13 protein-coding genes are annotated in these 14784 nt (G+C 71.6%); 7 read left to right on the forward strand and 6 right to left on the reverse strand.

Annotated features, from left to right (window positions below; translation table 11 throughout):
• Nucleotides 1-32: 32 nt before the first annotated feature.
• The 3 genes from O2L01_RS01860 to O2L01_RS01870 all read left to right on the forward strand — a co-directional run bounded on the left by O2L01_RS01860 (nt 33) and on the right by O2L01_RS01870 (nt 5077).
• Nucleotides 33-1376, forward strand: coding sequence for a hypothetical protein (locus tag O2L01_RS01860; protein ID WP_270119891.1), 1344 nt, complete (start codon nt 33-35; stop codon nt 1374-1376).
• The gene (locus tag O2L01_RS01865) at nt 1369-4536 is read left to right on the forward strand and encodes an error-prone DNA polymerase (RefSeq protein WP_270119894.1); all 3168 of its coding nucleotides are present in this window, start codon (nt 1369-1371) and stop codon (nt 4534-4536) included. The genes O2L01_RS01860 and O2L01_RS01865 overlap by 8 nt, the downstream gene beginning before the upstream one ends.
• A gap of 139 nt (nt 4537-4675) precedes the next feature.
• Complete coding sequence (locus O2L01_RS01870; protein WP_270119896.1) at nt 4676-5077, forward strand: hypothetical protein; 402 nt, start codon at nt 4676-4678, stop codon at nt 5075-5077.
• A 60-nt stretch (nt 5078-5137) separates the two neighbouring features.
• Here O2L01_RS01870 and O2L01_RS01875 read toward each other — a convergent pair whose 3' ends face one another.
• On the reverse strand, nt 5138-5599 hold the full coding sequence (locus O2L01_RS01875) for an SRPBCC family protein (RefSeq protein ID WP_270119899.1): 462 nt from the start codon (nt 5597-5599) through the stop codon (nt 5138-5140).
• A gap of 82 nt (nt 5600-5681) precedes the next feature.
• Nucleotides 5682-7106, reverse strand: coding sequence for an MDR family MFS transporter (locus tag O2L01_RS01880; protein WP_270119900.1), 1425 nt, complete (start codon nt 7104-7106; stop codon nt 5682-5684).
• 241 nt (nt 7107-7347) lie between these two features.
• Here O2L01_RS01880 and O2L01_RS01885 point away from each other — a divergent pair, with 241 nt between their 5' ends.
• Nucleotides 7348-7923 carry a TetR/AcrR family transcriptional regulator gene (locus tag O2L01_RS01885; RefSeq protein ID WP_270119901.1) on the forward strand — a complete coding sequence of 192 codons (576 nt, stop codon included), beginning with the start codon at nt 7348-7350 and terminating at the stop codon, nt 7921-7923.
• Here the strand turns inward: O2L01_RS01885 and O2L01_RS01890 are convergent.
• Nucleotides 7920-8564, reverse strand: coding sequence for a DUF4396 domain-containing protein (locus O2L01_RS01890; RefSeq protein WP_270119902.1), 645 nt, complete (start codon nt 8562-8564; stop codon nt 7920-7922). The two genes, O2L01_RS01885 and O2L01_RS01890, sit on opposite strands and share 4 nt — an antisense overlap.
• A 166-nt stretch (nt 8565-8730) precedes the next feature.
• On the opposite strand from O2L01_RS01890, the gene O2L01_RS01895 reads away from it, so the two are divergent.
• Genes O2L01_RS01895 through O2L01_RS01905 form a run of 3 tightly spaced genes read left to right on the forward strand, consistent with a single transcriptional unit; the run spans nt 8731 to nt 11137 of the window.
• On the forward strand, nt 8731-10035 hold the full coding sequence (locus O2L01_RS01895; protein ID WP_270119903.1) for a chloride channel protein: 1305 nt from the start codon (nt 8731-8733) through the stop codon (nt 10033-10035).
• 9 nt (nt 10036-10044) lie between these two features.
• A complete protein-coding gene (locus O2L01_RS01900; protein ID WP_270119905.1) occupies nt 10045-10569 on the forward strand; it encodes a potassium channel family protein in 525 nt (174 codons plus the stop codon).
• A 58-nt stretch (nt 10570-10627) separates the two neighbouring features.
• Nucleotides 10628-11137: a hypothetical protein gene (locus O2L01_RS01905; RefSeq protein ID WP_270119907.1), complete on the forward strand. Its 510-nt coding sequence runs from the start codon at nt 10628-10630 to the stop codon at nt 11135-11137.
• A gap of 3 nt (nt 11138-11140) precedes the next feature.
• Here the strand turns inward: O2L01_RS01905 and O2L01_RS01910 are convergent, their stop codons facing one another.
• The 3 genes from O2L01_RS01910 to O2L01_RS01920 are packed head-to-tail and all read right to left on the reverse strand — an operon-like array spanning nt 11141 to nt 14678.
• Nucleotides 11141-12259 (reverse strand): bifunctional 2-methylcitrate synthase/citrate synthase, encoded by a 1119-nt coding sequence (locus tag O2L01_RS01910; protein WP_270119908.1) that lies wholly within the window; start codon nt 12257-12259, stop codon nt 11141-11143.
• A complete protein-coding gene (gene prpB / locus O2L01_RS01915; protein ID WP_270119909.1) occupies nt 12256-13161 on the reverse strand; it encodes a methylisocitrate lyase in 906 nt (301 codons plus the stop codon). The genes O2L01_RS01910 and prpB overlap by 4 nt, the downstream gene beginning before the upstream one ends.
• Entirely contained in the window at nt 13158-14678 is a 1521-nt protein-coding gene (locus O2L01_RS01920; RefSeq protein ID WP_270119910.1) for an MmgE/PrpD family protein, read from the reverse strand. The genes prpB and O2L01_RS01920 overlap by 4 nt, the downstream gene beginning before the upstream one ends.
• Nucleotides 14679-14784: the final 106 nt, after the last annotated feature.

The raw sequence follows: 14784 nt of genomic DNA on the forward strand, positions 1-14784 counted from the left end.
GGGTGCGGCGGGCCGGGAGCCGGGTGCTCGTGATGCGACTCGTGGACTGGGACGCCGAGGACTCGGCCGGGTTCGAGCCGGTGCTCGACGCGCTCGACCTGCTCACGCCCTACGTCGAAGTGCTCGAGCCCGGGGTCGTCGCCGTGCCGCTGCGGCGCGGGGCCGGCGACGAGGCCGTGTTCTGCGAGACCCTCATCGACACCGTCTCGGGGCTCGTCGACGAGGACTGCCTGACCGGGGTCGCCGACGGCCTGTTCGCCGCCGTGCTCGCCGCCCGCGAGGGCGGGATCGTGCCCCCCGGGCGCGACGCCGCCTTCCTCGCCGGGCGCGACATCGACGACCTCCAGGCCACCGGCCTGATCGACGCCGAGACCTGCGAGACGCTGCGCCACTTGGGCATCACCACCCTCGGCACGTTCCGGGAACTGCCCGGCCAGGCCGTCGCGGAGCGGTTCGGCGCGGCCGCGCGGCGGGCCCAGCTGCTCGCCGCCGGGCACCTCGTCCGCCCGCTCGCCCCCCGCCCCGCCGCGCCCGAGCTGACCGTGACCGACACGCCCGAGACCCCGTACGCCACGGTCGAGCAGGCCGTCTTCGCCGCCCGCCCCCTCGCCGAACGCCTGCTGGCCCTACTGGACGAACGCAACCTCGCCTGCACCCGCGTCACCGTCACCGCCCGCACCGGCAGCGGCATGGAGCGCCGCCGCACCTGGCAGCTCGACCCCGCCATCGGCGCCGCCGAACTCGCCCGACGGGTGCGCTGGCAGCTCGAAGGCTGGCTCTCCACCAGCGCCGCAAGCGAAACGACCGATGAGACAGCGCACGCCATCACCGTGCTCGAACTCGCCCCCGGCGGGCTCATCGGCCTCGTCGCCGCCGGGCGCGGCCTGTGGGGCGACAAGGGCGCCCAGGACGTGAAGGCCGAGGCCGCCCTGCGGCACGCCCAGAGCCGGTACGGCCCCGACGCCGTGCAGATCGCCGCCGCCACCGACGGCCGCGACCTCGATGAGCGTTTCGGTTCCACCGCATGGGAGGTCGAGGACGCCCCGCCGCCGCCCTCGGGGCCGTGGCCCGGGACGCTGCCCGATCCGCTGCCCAGCCTCATCGGCACGGACGACCACGTCGCGGTCCTCGACGCCGCGGGCGCGCCGGTCCAGGCCCTCGCCCGCGGCGACCTCTCCGCCGCCCCGGCCCTGATCGCGTTGGGCGGCAAGAAGATCCCGATCGTCGCCTGGGCCGGGCCGTGGCCGGTGTCCGAGCGCTGGTGGAGTCCGGCGGCCCGCCGCTACGCGCGCCTCCAGGTCGAGCTGGCCGACGGCCGCGCGGCCCTCCTCGTCTGCGAGGGCGGGCGCTGGAAGGCGGTGGGCTGGTATGACTGACTACGCGGAGCTGCACTGCCATTCGCACTACTCCTTCGCCGACGGCGCGGACACCCCCGCCGCGCTCGCCGCCGAGGCCCACCGGCTCGGCCTCAAAGGGCTCGCGATCACCGACCACGACGGCCTGTACGCCGTCCCGCAGTTCGACTCGGCCGCCATCGAACTCGGCCTCCCGACGGTCTTCGGGGCCGAGCTGAACCTCGACCTGCCCCGGGCCCGCCGCGGCCAGGTCGACCCCGCCGGACGCCACCTCGTGGTCCTCGCCCGCGACCCCGACGGCTACCGCGCCCTCTCCCGCGCGATCACCGCCGCGAAACTCGTCGGCGGCGAGAAGGACCACCCCCGCTACCACCTCGCCGACCTCGCCGACCAGGCGAACGGCGGCTGGCAGGTCCTCACCGGCTGCCGCAAGGGCTTCCTCAACGCGGCCTTGGACTCCGGCGGCACCGAGGCCGCCGAGGACGCGCTGCGCGAACTCGCCGACGCCTTCGGCCCCGAACACCTCGCCGTCGAACTCACCTGCCACGACCTGCCCGGCGACACCGAGCGGATCGAAGCGCTCGCGGACCTGGCCCGCCGCTTCGGCCTGCCGACGGTGGCCACCAACAACGTCCACTACGCGGCCCCGCACCGCGCCCGGACCGCCGCCGCGCTCGCCGCGATCCGGGCCCGCAGCACACTCGAGGCGACCGACCCGTACCTGCCCGCGAACGCCGGGGCGCACCTGCGCAGCGGCGCTGAGATGGCGCAGCGCTTCGCCGATTTCCCTGAGGCACTTGCCGAATCGGTGCGGATCGCCGCCGAGTGCGCGTTCCAGCTCAAACTGCTGGCCCCCAGGCTGCCGCACTTCCCCGTCCCGGACGGCCACGACGACCACTCCTACCTGCGGGCGCTCACCGCCGAGGGCGGCACCGGGCGGTACGGCCCGCCCGAGCACCCCCGCGTCCCGGGCGCCTGGAAGCAGATCGAACGCGAACTGCGGATCATCGGCGAGCTGGGGTTCAGCGGCTACTTCCTCATCGTCGCGGACATCGTCGAGTTCTGCAACGCGAACAACATCTACTGCCAGGGCAGGGGATCGGCCGCCAACAGCGCCGTCTGCTACGCCCTCGGCATCACCAATGTGGACGCCGTGGCGTACGGGATGCTGTTCGAGCGGTTCCTCTCCTCCGACCGCGACGGCCCGCCGGACATCGACCTCGACATCGAGTCCGGCCGCCGCGAAGAGGTCATCCAGTACGTCTACGAGAAGTACGGCCGCGACCGGGCCGCCTTGGTGGCCAACGTGGTCACCTACCGCCCGCGCTCGGCCGTCCGCGACGCCGCCAAGGCCCTCGGATACGGCCACGACCAGGCCCTGGCCTGGTCCAAGCGCCTCCACCGCTGGAGCAAGGTGGACCCCGCCGAGGCCGAGGGCATCCCCGCGGACGTCCAGGCGCTCGCCGCCGACCTCGTCAACATGCCGCAGCACCTGGGCATCCACCCCGGCGGCATGGTCCTCACCGAGCAGCCCGTCAGCGAGATCGTGCCGGTCGAACCGGCCCGCATGAAGGACCGCACCGTCCTGCAATGGGACAAAGAGGACTGCGCGGACGCGCACCTCGTCAAGTTCGACCTCCTCGGCCTGGGCATGCTCGAGGCCCTGCACCGCATGGTCGACCTCATCGCCGACTTCCACGACGACCCGATCGACCTCGCCAAACTCGACCTCAACGAGCCCGTCGTCTACGACATGCTCTGCCGCGCCGACACCGTGGGCGTCTTCCAGGTCGAGTCCCGCGCCCAGATGGCGACCCTCCCCCGCCTGCAGCCCCGGGTGTTCTACGACCTCGTCGTCGAGGTCGCCCTCATCCGGCCCGGCCCCATCCAGGGCGGCTCGGTCCACCCCTACCTGCGCCGCCGGCACGGCGAACCCTGGGAGCACCTGGTGCCCGCGAAGCTCATGCCCGCGTTGAAGAAGACCCTCGGCGTACCGCTGTTCCAGGAGCAGCTCATGCAGATCGCCATCGACGCCGCCGGGTTCGACGGCGGCGAGGCCGACCGGCTGCGCCGGGCCATGGGCGCCAAGCGCTCCGCCGAGCGCATGCAGGAGCTCAAGGACCGCCTCTACCGGGGCATGGCCGAGAACGAGATCACCGGCGCCCAGGCCGACCAGGTCTACGAGCAGTTGAAGTCCTTCGCGGACTTCGGCTTCCCCGAATCCCACGCCGCCTCCTTCGCCCACCTCGTCTATTCCTCCGCCTGGCTCAAATGCCACTACCCGGCCGCGTTCTACGCCGGGCTCCTCGCCAGCCAGCCCATGGGCTTCTACTCCCCCGCCTCGCTCATCGCCGACGCCCAGCGCCACGGCCTCACCGTGCTCGCCCCGGACGTGAACGCCAGCAACGAGGTCGCCGCCCTCATCCCCTCCGAACGCGAGCGCCGCGCGCCGATCCTCGGCGAGGCGGACCTGCGCCTGGGGCTCGACAACGTGAAGGGCCTCGGCGAGCCGGCCGCGCTGCGCATCGTGGCCGAACGCGAGCAGGACGGCCCGTTCCAGAGCCTCGCCGACCTCGCCCGCCGGGCCGGCATCGGCAAGGAGCGCATGGAGAAGCTGGCCGTCGCCGGCGCCCTCGAAAGCCTCGAACCCGACCGCCGCAAGGCGCTGTGGTCGGCCGGGACCGTGGACGAGCGCCCCGGCACGATCCCCGGCACCGGCCCGTCCGCGCCGCCGCCCACCCTGCCCGGCATGAGCGGCGCCGAGCTCGCCCGCGCCGACTACACCGGCCTGGGCCTCTCGGTCCAGACCCACCCGATGGAGCTGGTCCGCACCTCGCTCGACGCCGCCGGAATCCTGCCCGCCGCGCGGCTGCCGTTCGTGGAGGACGGCGAGCGGATCGAGGTCGCCGGGATCGTCACCCACCGCCAGCGCCCGTCGACGGCGAAGGGCGTCACGTTCCTGAGCCTGGAGGACGAGACGGGCATCGCGAACATCGTGTGCTCCCAAGGGCTCTGGAAGCGCTGGCAGAGCGTGGCCTCGGTCGCGCGGGCGCTGGTGATCAGGGGCGCGGTGGAGAAGCCGCTCGACGCGGTGCCGGAGACGATGCCGATGATCGTGGCGGACAAGCTGACGCTGCTGGATCTGAACGGTCCGAGCGCGCCGTCGCGGGACTTCCGTTAGCCAGGGCTGAAAAGGGCGCTGTTGAAAGCGCCCGTTGAGATGCGCGTCACCAGGGGTACGGAAGCCGTCCCGGATTCACGTCTTGATGGGTAACGGAGCACCGATAATGGTGCGCCCCAAGCGAATTGGAGCCTCCACAATGAACAAGACCTGGATTGCGCGCGCCGGTCTGGCACTCGGCGCCGGCATCGCCCTCGCCGCGGGCATCGCCGCCCCCGCGCAGGCCGCGGACGTCAGCGCTCAGCTCACCGACCCGGGCGGGCGCCTGATCGCGGAGATCATCCACCACGACGCTGACGACGTCTTCACCGTGCACGACTGGTACCGGGACGGGCACGGCGTGCGCGGCAGCCTCTACCTCGTCGAGGACGGCGAGCGGGTGCTGCTCGAAAGCGTCTACAACGGACTCGGCTCCGGGGAGTTCACCACCTTCGAGTGGAACGTCCTCTCCGGTCAGCAGTACGTGATGGAGGTCTGCTCCGTCGACGGCGCGAACGACCCTGAGGCGAACGACTGCGTCTTCGAGGAGATCACGGAGTAGCGGGCCGCCCCCCGCTCGAACGTTGTGAACGAGGCCGGGCCCCCTTTCGGGGTCCGGCCTTCAGCGTTCGAGGTACGCCTCGAGGTTGAGGAGCGAGGAGCCGAGGCCTTCGGCGTGGTCTTCGGCGGAGATGCCGTCCGGGACGTTGTTCGCGGTGATGGTCACGCGGGTGCCCTCGGGGATCGGTTCGAGGGTCCAGGCGCCGGTCATGGTGCCGGCGAAGGCGGGGTCGTCGGAGACGAAGTCCACTTCGGTGACGATGCGGGTGTCGGGGACGAGTTCGATGAAGCGGGCTTCGACGACGTCGGCGTCGGCGGTGGTCTTGCCGGGCGAGCCGGCGGGGTCGTGGTAGGTGAGGACCATGCGGTAGGAGCCGCCGGGGCGCGGGTCGTAGTGCTCGAAGCGGCCGGTCATGCCGGCGGGCGGGAGCCAGGCGACGAGGGCTTCGGGGTCGACGAGCGCGGCGTAGACGCGTTCGGCGGAGGCGGGGATGTCCCTGCTGGCTCGATCGGTTCGCGGCATCTTCGGACCGTAGCATCCGGTGCCGACGCGGGGATGCGAAAAGGCCCGGCCCCATGAGGGACCGGGCCTTCGCTGCGGTGTTCTAGTGGGCCGGGACGGCGTCGCCGTTCGGGCTCTCGACCTTCTTCACGAGGAAGGCGGCGGCGACGGCCACGATGGCCATGCCGGTGCCGCACAGGAAGGCGAGGTGGATGCCGTCGGCCTGGGCGACCACGGGGTTCGAGCCGGACTCGAGGCTCGCGGCGGCGCCGGTGGTCATCAGGGTGATGAACACGGCGGTGCCGACCGCGCCCGCGACCTGCTGGAGGGTGCTCATGATGGCGCTGCCGTGGGAGTACAGCTCCATGGGCACGGCGCCGAGCGAGGAGGTCATGAGCGGGGTCATGAGGCTGCTCAGTCCGAGGCTGAGCATGACGTGGATGACCACGACGAACCAGACCGCACTGTCCTTGTCCAGCATCGTCATGAGGCCCAGGGCGCCCGCGAGGACGGCCGAGCCGGGGATGACGAGCGGCCGGGGGCCGACGCGGTCGAAGATGCGGCCGATGAACGGGCCGGAGAGGCCCATCGCGAGGCCGCCGGGGAGGACCACCAGGCCGGTCTGGAGCGTGGTGAGGTCCAGCACGTTCTGCAGGTAGATCGGCAGCAGGATGAGCGAGCCGAACAGGGTCGCCATCGAGATGAGCAGCATGATGATGCCGACCGTGAACGGGCGGTTCTTGAAGGGCCGCAGGTCCATCAGGGCCGCGCCTTCGCGCTGGAGCCGGAGCTGGCGGAAGACGAACAGGCCGAGCGAGACGGCGCCGATCGCGATCGGCACGTACGGCGGCAGCGGCGTGTGGTTGCCCGCGGCGGACTCGCCGATGCTGCTGAGGCCGTAGATGAGGCCGCCGAAGGCGACCGCGGAGAGCAGCGCGGAGAGCAGGTCGAGCTTGACCGGTCGAGTCTCGCCGAGGTTCTTGATGAGGACACCGCCGAGGACGAGCGCCAGGACGGCGATCGGCGCCACGGCGATGAACATCCAGCGCCAGGTGAGGTTGTTGAGGATGAACCCGGAGAAGGTCGGGCCGATCGCGGGGGCGACGGCGATGACGATCGTGATGAAGCCCATCGTGCGGCCGCGGCGCTCGGCCGGGACGAAGGTCATGATGGTGGTCATGAGCAGCGGCAGCATGACGGCGGTGCCGCTGGCCTGGATGACGCGGGCGGCCACGAGCATCGGGAAGACCGTGGAGGAGGCGGCGAGCACGGTGCCGGCGGTGAAGAGCCCGATCGCGGCGATGAACACCGTGCGGGTCGTGAAGCGCTGCAGGATGAGGCCGGTCATGGGGATCACGACGGCCATGGTGAGCATGAAGCCCGTGGTCAGCCACTGGACGGTGGCCGCGGTGATCTCGAACTCCTCCATGAGGCGCGGCAGGGCGACGCCCATCACGGTCTCGTTGAGGATCATGACGAACGTGGCCACGAGGAGCACGCCCAGCACGATCTTGATCTGGCTCGACATGCCCGGTTCAGGCGCTGGTGCTGGGGCTGGATCGGCCTCTGGTGTTTCGGCCGGTCGCTGGTCAACGGTCATGGGGGACGTTTCCTTCGGTGGTGTTCCTGCCCGGTGCCTACGGACCCGCACCTGCATCCTCCGGGGTGTCGGAGGGTGACGGAGCGCGCGCACCGGAAAGTGTCAGTGACTGTCAATCATTGCAGTTGCTAACATCCGGCTCATGGGCGCCGGTGGGAGTCTGCGAGAAGTGTCACGTAGGGCCGTGCAGTCGAGGATCGCGCGGACCGCCGAATCACTGTTCGTGGCAAAGGGATTCGAGGAGACGACGGTCGATGAGATCGCCGCCGCCGTCGGCATGTCCCAGCGCAGTTTCTTCCGGTATTTCGCTTCGAAGGACGAGGTGGTGCTCGACAGCCTCGAGCGCCTGGGCCTGGACCTGGTGACCCGGCTGGAGGCGCGGCCGCTGGAGGAGTCCGAGTGGGACTCGCTGCGGCACGCGTTCGAGCCGGTCGTGGAGCGGCTGGCCGATCCGGAGATGCGCGAGCACGACGCTGCGCTGCAGAAGATCGTGGACGCGAGCCCGCGCCTGTTCGCGGCCTACCTCGGGCGGCTGGACGGCTTGCAGCGCGAGCTCTCGGAGCTGCTGCTGGCGCGGGCGGTGCGGCGGTGCGGGGGCGCGCCGGACACGGTGGTGCTGCGCGCGGTCGTGGGCGGGGCGTTCGCGTGCCTGCACGCGGCGATGGTGCACGCGGTGGCCCGGCCGGACGATTTCGGGCACTGCCTCGACCGGACCATGGAGGCGATGCGCCCCGCCGCCGCTTAGTGGTGGTGCCGGTGCACGACCGCGTGGCCCTTGCCGCGCGAGATCAGCCAGCGGTTGATCGGGACGGTGACGACGAAGGCGATCGCGAGCGCGGCGGCGAGCGTGACCCAGAACCAGACGTCGGCCAGGCCCATCTCCATCGCGCCGGGGATCGCGAGGATGAAGCCGTTGTCGACGATCTCCATGACCGCGATCGAGATGGTGTCGGCCGCGAGCGCGACCTTGAACGCGTCCTTGAGGGACAGTCCGGCGCGCATGACACCACGCATGGTCAGGGCGTAGCCGAAGAGGAACGCCAGCGCGATCGCGAGGACGATCGTGGCCGCGCCGTGCCAGCCGAGGGCGGTGCCGATGACGACGCCGAGCACTTCGCCGATGGCGCAGCCGGTGAGGCAGTGGAGGGTCGCGGAGGCGGCCATGCCCCAGCTCGCGGGGTTCGGCTGGGCGCCATGTGCGGCGTGGTGCTCGTGACCGGCGTGGGCGCTGTGGTCGGTGGCGACGTGACCCGCGTGGGCGGCGTGGTCGTGGCCTTCGTGCGCGGCGTGGTCATTGGGGTTGCGCTCTGCATGACCGGCGTGGCCTGCGTGTCCTTCGTGGTCGTGGTGTTCGTGGGCGGTGTGGTGTTCATGGGCGCGGTCCACTGGGGTGCTCCTCGAGGTTCGGCGGCCCGGGGCGGCCGCGGCCGGATGATCATATACCCCCACTGGGTATGTTGCAAGTGAGGTTCACGTTGCGGGATGGGCAATGTCCTGCGCCGCCGCGCGACCCGTAGGAAGATCCACTGTGCAGGGAACGGAAGGGGGCTGCATGGCGGCGACTTCGGACGGTCGAGCCCCCGATCAGGGCGCGCAGGGCCGCCTGTACCTTCGGCTGCTCGCCCTCGCAGGACTCATCGGCATCCCGGTCTCCGTGGCCGCCTTCGCGTTCCTCGCCCTCCTCCACTGGCTCACCGCGTTCGTCTGGGAGGACCTGCCCGACCACTGGAACCTCGACCCCGTGCCCTGGTGGTGGCCCGCCCCGTGGCTGCTCCTCGGCGGCGCGCTCGTCGCCCTCGCGATCACCAAGCTGCCTGGGCACGGCGGGCACGTCCCGATCGACGGCCTCTCCGCCGACCTCGTCCCGCCATCGCACCTGCCCGGGGTGCTGCTCGCCGCGCTCGGCGGCCTGCCGCTCGGCGTCGTCCTCGGCCCCGAAGCGCCGCTCATGGCCGTCGGCGGCGCGGTCGCGGTCATCCTGAGCTCGCGCTGGGTCGCGCGCGGGCCCGAGACCGGGCTCCTCGGCGCGTCCGGTTCAGCGGCGGCCGTCGCCGTGATCTTCGGCAGCCCGCTCGTCGCGGCCGTGTTCATCCTCGAATCCGTGGGCCGGGCAGGGCTCCGCCCGACCAAGGTCGTGCTGCCGTGCCTGCTCTCGGCCGGCGTCGGCGCGCTCGTGTTCACCGGCCTCGGCGACTGGACCGGCCTGGCGGTCGCCTCGCTCCGGCTGCCCGGGCTCGACCCGCCCGAGCGCCCCGACCTGGCCGATCTGCTGTGGACGATCCCGCTGGCGCTCCTCATCGCGTTCGGCGTCCGCCAGATCCACGGCCTCGGGCGGCTCCTCCTCCCCCACGCGACCCGGCGACCCGCGCTCATGGCGATGACCGCCGTCGCCGTCACCGCGATCGCCGCGGCGGCCTACTCGCTCCTCACGGGACGGTCCCCGGTCGAAGTGCTGCTCTCCGGACAGGACGAGCTCGGCGTCCTCACCAGCGGCCACGACGCGCCGGGCGTCTGGGCGCTCATCGCGCTCCTGGCGTTGAAGGGCCTGGCCTACGCCGTGTCGCTCGCGACGCTGCGCGGCGGGCCGATCTTCCCCGCCCTGTTCCTCGGCGCGGCCGCGGGCGCCCTCCTCAGCGGCCTGCCCGGCTTCGGCATCGTCCCGGCGATGGCCGCCGGCATGGCCGCCGCCACCGCCGCGATCCTCCCGCTGCCGGTATCGGCGGCCGTGCTCATCACGCTGCTCCTCGGCTCAGGCGCCACCGGGATAACGCCGATCGTGCTCATCGCCGTCGTCATCGCGTTCGTGACCGAACAGCTCATCGATCGGGCCGGGCGCGAACCCGTCCCCGCGGAGTGAGGAGTCGCCTTGCAGGACAATGACAACGAACGCCCCGAACCGCGCGCGCACCCGATCCGCTGGATACTCGCCTGCGTCGCGCTCATGGCGCTCTACGCGGTCGTGCCCATCGACAGCGAACCCGACCACGGCGTCCTCGCCCTGCGCTGGGGCATCACCGTCCTCATGCTCATCGCACTCGCGACCGTCATCCGCTGGCAGGCGCTGCGGCAGCTCCGTGAGCCCGACGCGCCCCTGGGCGCGCTCGTCGTGGGCATCCTCGCCGGGCTGCTGCTGTTCGCGCTCCTCGACTACGGGCTCGCCGTGCACCAGCCCGGAGAGTTCAACGACCTGCACACCCGTGTCGACGCCCTCTACTTCGCGGTGAGCACCCTCCTGACGGTCGGGTTCGGGGACGTCTCGGCGCAGGGCCAGACCGCGCGGATCGTCCTCTGCTTCCAGATGGCGTTCAACATCACCGCGCTCGCCGGATCGGCCTCGATCGTGGCCCGCAAGTTCAGCGAGCGGGCCCTGCGACGCCGCAAGGCCCGCTGAGGGACCGGTCCCGGCAGGCGCCGCCTACTCTGGACGCATCAGACGAGGAGGCCACGCCATGCCCACCCTGCCGCTGCGCGACGAGTCGACCGTCTACGTCGGCCACCAGTACGACAGCAGCCCCGCGTTCGGCTTCCTCTGGATCGGCACGGAGACGCGCTACCGGACCGCCGCCCACCTCGTCCGCCGGCCCGCCTCGGGCGAGACGGTCATCGAGATCCAGTGCGCCACCTGCGAGAAGGAGCTCCTGCTGCGCGTGCGCAGCATCGCCCTGTCTCGGCTGATGCGCAAGCGGTCGCTCATCACGGCGCTCGTGGGGCTGGCGGTCACGGTGCTGGCCATCGCGATCGGGCTCGTCTCGGAGTACGCGGGCGCGCCGATCCCGCTCTCGACCGCGCTCGGCGCGGTCCTGGTCGCCGCGGTCCCGGTCGGTTTCGCGACCGTCGGCGTCGGGGCCTACGGGTGGTACAACGAGGCGTCGATCCGCCTCTACACCGCCACCGAGCTGGGCGACGGGACGCACCGGCTGCTGGCCGGCGCCGGATCGCACGGCGCCCTGGCGCCGTGAGCCTCAGGCCGCCAACGGGATCGCCCGCTGGGCGGGGCCGGTGTAGGCGCTCAGGGGCCGGATCAGGGCGTTCGACTCCAGTTGCTCGATCACGTGCGCGGTCCAGCCGGTGATGCGGGACATGACGAACAGCGGCGTGAACATCGGGATGTCGAAGCCCATGAGGTAGTAGGCGGGCCCGGCCGGGAAGTCGAGGTTCGGGTGGATGCCCTTGGCCTCCAGCATGGCCGCCTCCAGCTCCTCGTACATCGCGACCCAGCGCTGGCCGCCCGTGAGCTCGGCCATCTCGCAGAATGCAGCCTTCATGGTCGGCACGCGCGAGTCGGCGTCCTTGTAGACGCGGTGCCCGAACCCCATCACCTTCTGCTTGGAGGCCAGGCGTTCCAGGAGCCAGCTCCGGGCCAGCGCGGGGTCCTCGATCTCGAGCATCATGCGCATGACGGCCTCGTTGGCGCCGCCGTGGAGCGGGCCCTTCAGCGCGCCGATGGCGGCGGTGACGGCTGAGTAGATGTCCGAGAGCGTGGAGGCGACGGTGCGGGCGGTGAACGTGGAGGCGTTGAAGGAGTGCTCGGCGTAGAGGATCATCGAGATCTCGAAGCAGCGCAGCACTTCCGGGGCCGGGACGGTGCCGAAGCACATGTGGAAGAAGTTCTCGGCGAAGCCCAGGGACGGGTCGGGGGCGATGCGGTCGAGGCCTCTGCGGCGGCGGAAGTCGTGGGCGCAGATCGTGGGGAGTTTGGCGAACATGGCTTCGGCCTTGGCGCGGTTGGCGGCCGGGCTGTTGTCGTCCTCGGCGGGGTCTTCGGCGCCGAGGCAGGAGACGGCGGTGCGCAGCAGGTCCATCGGGTGGCAGTTGTCGGGGAGGCGGTCGACGACGGCGATGGTGGAGCGGGTGACCTCGCGTTGGGCGCCTTCGCGTTCGATGAAGCCGGCGAGGGCGTCGGCGGCGGGCAGGTCGCCGTACCAGATGAGGTGGGCGACGGCTTCGAAGGAGCAGCTGCGGGCGAGTTCCTGCACGGGGTAGCCGCGGTAGGTGAGGGAGTTGGTCTCGGGGACGACCTCGCTGATGGCGGTGGTGTCGGCGACGACTCCGGCGAGGCCTTTGCGGATGTCGGTGCTCATGCGTCCCTCCCGGGGATTTTGAAGTCGAAGAGCTGCTTGTCGAACGCGGTGTAGGAGGCGTAGTCGACGAGTTCGTAGAGGCGGGCGCGGGTCTGCATGCGGTCCACGTGGGAGGCCTGGGTGCCCTCGGTCTCGAGGGTGTCGAAGAGGTCTTCGACGGCGCCCATGGCGGCGCGGAGGCTGGAGACGGGCCAGATGACGAGGTTGTAGCCGAGGTCTTCGAGCCGCCGGGCGGTGAGGGCGGGCGAGGTGCCGAACTCGGTCATGTTGGCCAGGAGCGGCATGTCGACCGCTTGGCGGAAGGCGGCGAACTCGGCTTCGGTTCGCAGGGCCTCGGGGAAGACCATGTCGGCCCCGGCGTCCACATAGCCTTTGGCGCGGTCGATCGCGGCGTCGAGGCCTTCGATCGCGCGGGCGTCGGTGCGGGCGCAGATGACGAAGTCGGGGTCGGTGCGGGCCTGGACGGCGGCGCGCACCCGTTGCAGCATAACGGGAGTGGGCACGACTTCTTTGCCGTCGAGGTGGCCGCAGCGTTTGGGGTTGACCTGGTCTTCGAGGTGGCAGCCGGCGAGTCCGGCGTCTTCGAGGGCGGCGATGGTGCGGGCGACGTTGGCGGCCTCGCCGAAGCCGGTGTCGGCGTCGATGAGGGTGGGGAGGTCGGTGGCGCGGGCGATCTGACCGCCGCGCCCGGCGACCTCGGTGAGGGTGGTGAGGCCGATGTCGGGGAGGGCGAGGTCGGCGGCGAGCGCGGCGCCGGAGACGTAGACGCCTTCGAAGCCGCGGTCGGCGACGGCGCGCGCGACGAGCGGCGAGAACGCGCCGGGGAGGCGCTGGAGCCGGCCGGAGGCGAGTCCGGCGCGCAGTGCCTTGCGTTTCTGGTTGGGCGAGATGCGGTGCGTCACTGGAAGAGTCCTCCACGGTTTTCAGAAGCACCGCGCGGTGTGCCGAGCGCGCCGGGCGGGGCGGTGAGGTTGAGGGCGCGGACCTCGGCGGCGTCGAGGGTGTCGAGGCGGCACGCGAGGTCGAGGAAGCGGTCCTGTTCGGACGGTGCGATGACGCCGTCCGCGAGGGTGCGGAACTTCGCGAGGTACTGCTCGCGGGCGAAGGGCCGGGCCCCGCGGGGGTGGGCGTCGGCGACGGCGAGCTCGTCGTCGATGTGGGTGCCGTCGTCGAAGACGACGGTGACGTGCCCGCCGAAGGCGCGCTTGTCGGGGTCCGGGTCGTGGTAGCGGCGGGTCCACTCCTGGTCTTCGAGGGTGCGGACCTTGCGCCACAAGCGCACGGTGGACTCCCGGTGGGCGCGTTCGGGAGTGTAGGAGCGCTCGTGGTGCCAGTCGCGGTCTTCGAGGGCGACGGCGAAGATGTACATGATGGAGTGGTCGAGGGTCTCGCGGCTCGCGTCCGGGTCGGTCTTCTGCGGGTCGTTCGCGCCGGTGCCGATCACGTTGTGGGTGTGGTGGCTCGTGCGGATCACGATCTCGGCCACGCGGGAGAGGTCGCCGATGCGCGGGGCGAGGCGGCGGGCGAGGTCGATGAGGGCCTGGCTCTGGTACTCCGCGGAGTGCTCTTTCGTGTAGGAGTCGAGGATGGCTCGCTTGGGTTCGCCGGGCGCGGGCAGGGGCACGGTGTAGCGCGCGTGGGGTCCGCTGAGGAGGCGGGCGATGACGCCGTCCTCGCCTTCCCAGATCGGGGAGGGCGCGCCCTCGCCGCGCATGGCCCGGTCGACGGCCTCGACGGCGGCCTTGCCCGCGAACGCGGGGGCGTACGCCTTCCAGGAGGAGATCGCGCCCTTGCGGGACTGCCTTGTGGCCGTGGTCGTGTGCAGCGCCTGGCCGATGGCCTGGTAGATGACCTCGGTGTCGAGGCCCATGAGGGTGCCGATCCCGGCCGCGGCGGAGGGGCCGAGGTGGGCGATGTGGTCGATGCGGTGCTCGTGCAGGCAGATCCCGCGCACCAGGTCGATCTGCACCTCGTAGCCGGTGGCGATGCCGCGCACGAGCGCCGCGCCGTCCAGGCCGCGGTGCTGGGCGACGGCGAGGATCGGCGGGATGTTGTCGCCGGGGTGGGAGTAGTCGGCGGCGAGGAACGTGTCGTGGAAGTCGAGTTCGCGCACCGCGACCCCGTTGGCCCACGCGGCCCACTCGGGCGAGCTGCGCACCTCGGGCCCGGCGCCGAACACGGCCGCGCCGGGCCGGTAGGGGTGCGCGAGGGCCTGGGCGCGGGCGTTGGCGACCGGGCGGCGGGCGAGCGACGCGGCCGCGACGGCGGCGTTGTCGATGACCCGGTTGCCGATCATCTCGGCCACCTCGGGCTCGACCGGGACGGAGTCCGTGGCGACCTCGGCGAGTCGCCAGGCCAGCTGCTCCTCGCGCGGCAGGTCCTCACGGGAGGCGTGGGTGCGGACGGGGTGCTCGATCATACGGCGGCTCCTTCTGGGTATCTTCACAGTATGTACAGGCACCGATCCCGTTGAAAGCACTGAACATGTGGTTTCTTGTGGAAATATCGGCCGCGTTTTGTGAATC

Origin of the sequence: Glycomyces lechevalierae (assembly GCF_027622945.1) — a bacterium.
Lineage (GTDB): Bacteria > Actinomycetota > Actinomycetes > Mycobacteriales > Micromonosporaceae > Glycomyces > Glycomyces rutgersensis.

Excerpts from the sequence above, each read along its gene's own strand:
- O2L01_RS01865 (WP_270119894.1), top strand. The coding sequence starts at position 1,369 with ATGACTGACTACGCGGAGCTGCACTGCCATTCGCACTACTCCTTCGCC.
- O2L01_RS01895 (WP_270119903.1), top strand. The coding sequence starts at position 8,731 with ATGGCGGCGACTTCGGACGGTCGAGCCCCCGATCAGGGCGCGCAGGGC.
- O2L01_RS01860 (WP_270119891.1), top strand. The coding sequence starts at position 33 with ATGCGACTCGTGGACTGGGACGCCGAGGACTCGGCCGGGTTCGAGCCG.
- O2L01_RS01905 (WP_270119907.1), top strand. The coding sequence starts at position 10,628 with ATGCCCACCCTGCCGCTGCGCGACGAGTCGACCGTCTACGTCGGCCAC.
- O2L01_RS01910 (WP_270119908.1), bottom strand. The coding sequence starts at position 12,259 with ATGAGCACCGACATCCGCAAAGGCCTCGCCGGAGTCGTCGCCGACACC.
- O2L01_RS01880 (WP_270119900.1), bottom strand. The coding sequence starts at position 7,106 with ATGTCGAGCCAGATCAAGATCGTGCTGGGCGTGCTCCTCGTGGCCACG.
- O2L01_RS01920 (WP_270119910.1), bottom strand. The coding sequence starts at position 14,678 with ATGATCGAGCACCCCGTCCGCACCCACGCCTCCCGTGAGGACCTGCCG.
- O2L01_RS01870 (WP_270119896.1), top strand. The coding sequence starts at position 4,676 with ATGAACAAGACCTGGATTGCGCGCGCCGGTCTGGCACTCGGCGCCGGC.
- O2L01_RS01875 (WP_270119899.1), bottom strand. The coding sequence starts at position 5,599 with ATGCCGCGAACCGATCGAGCCAGCAGGGACATCCCCGCCTCCGCCGAA.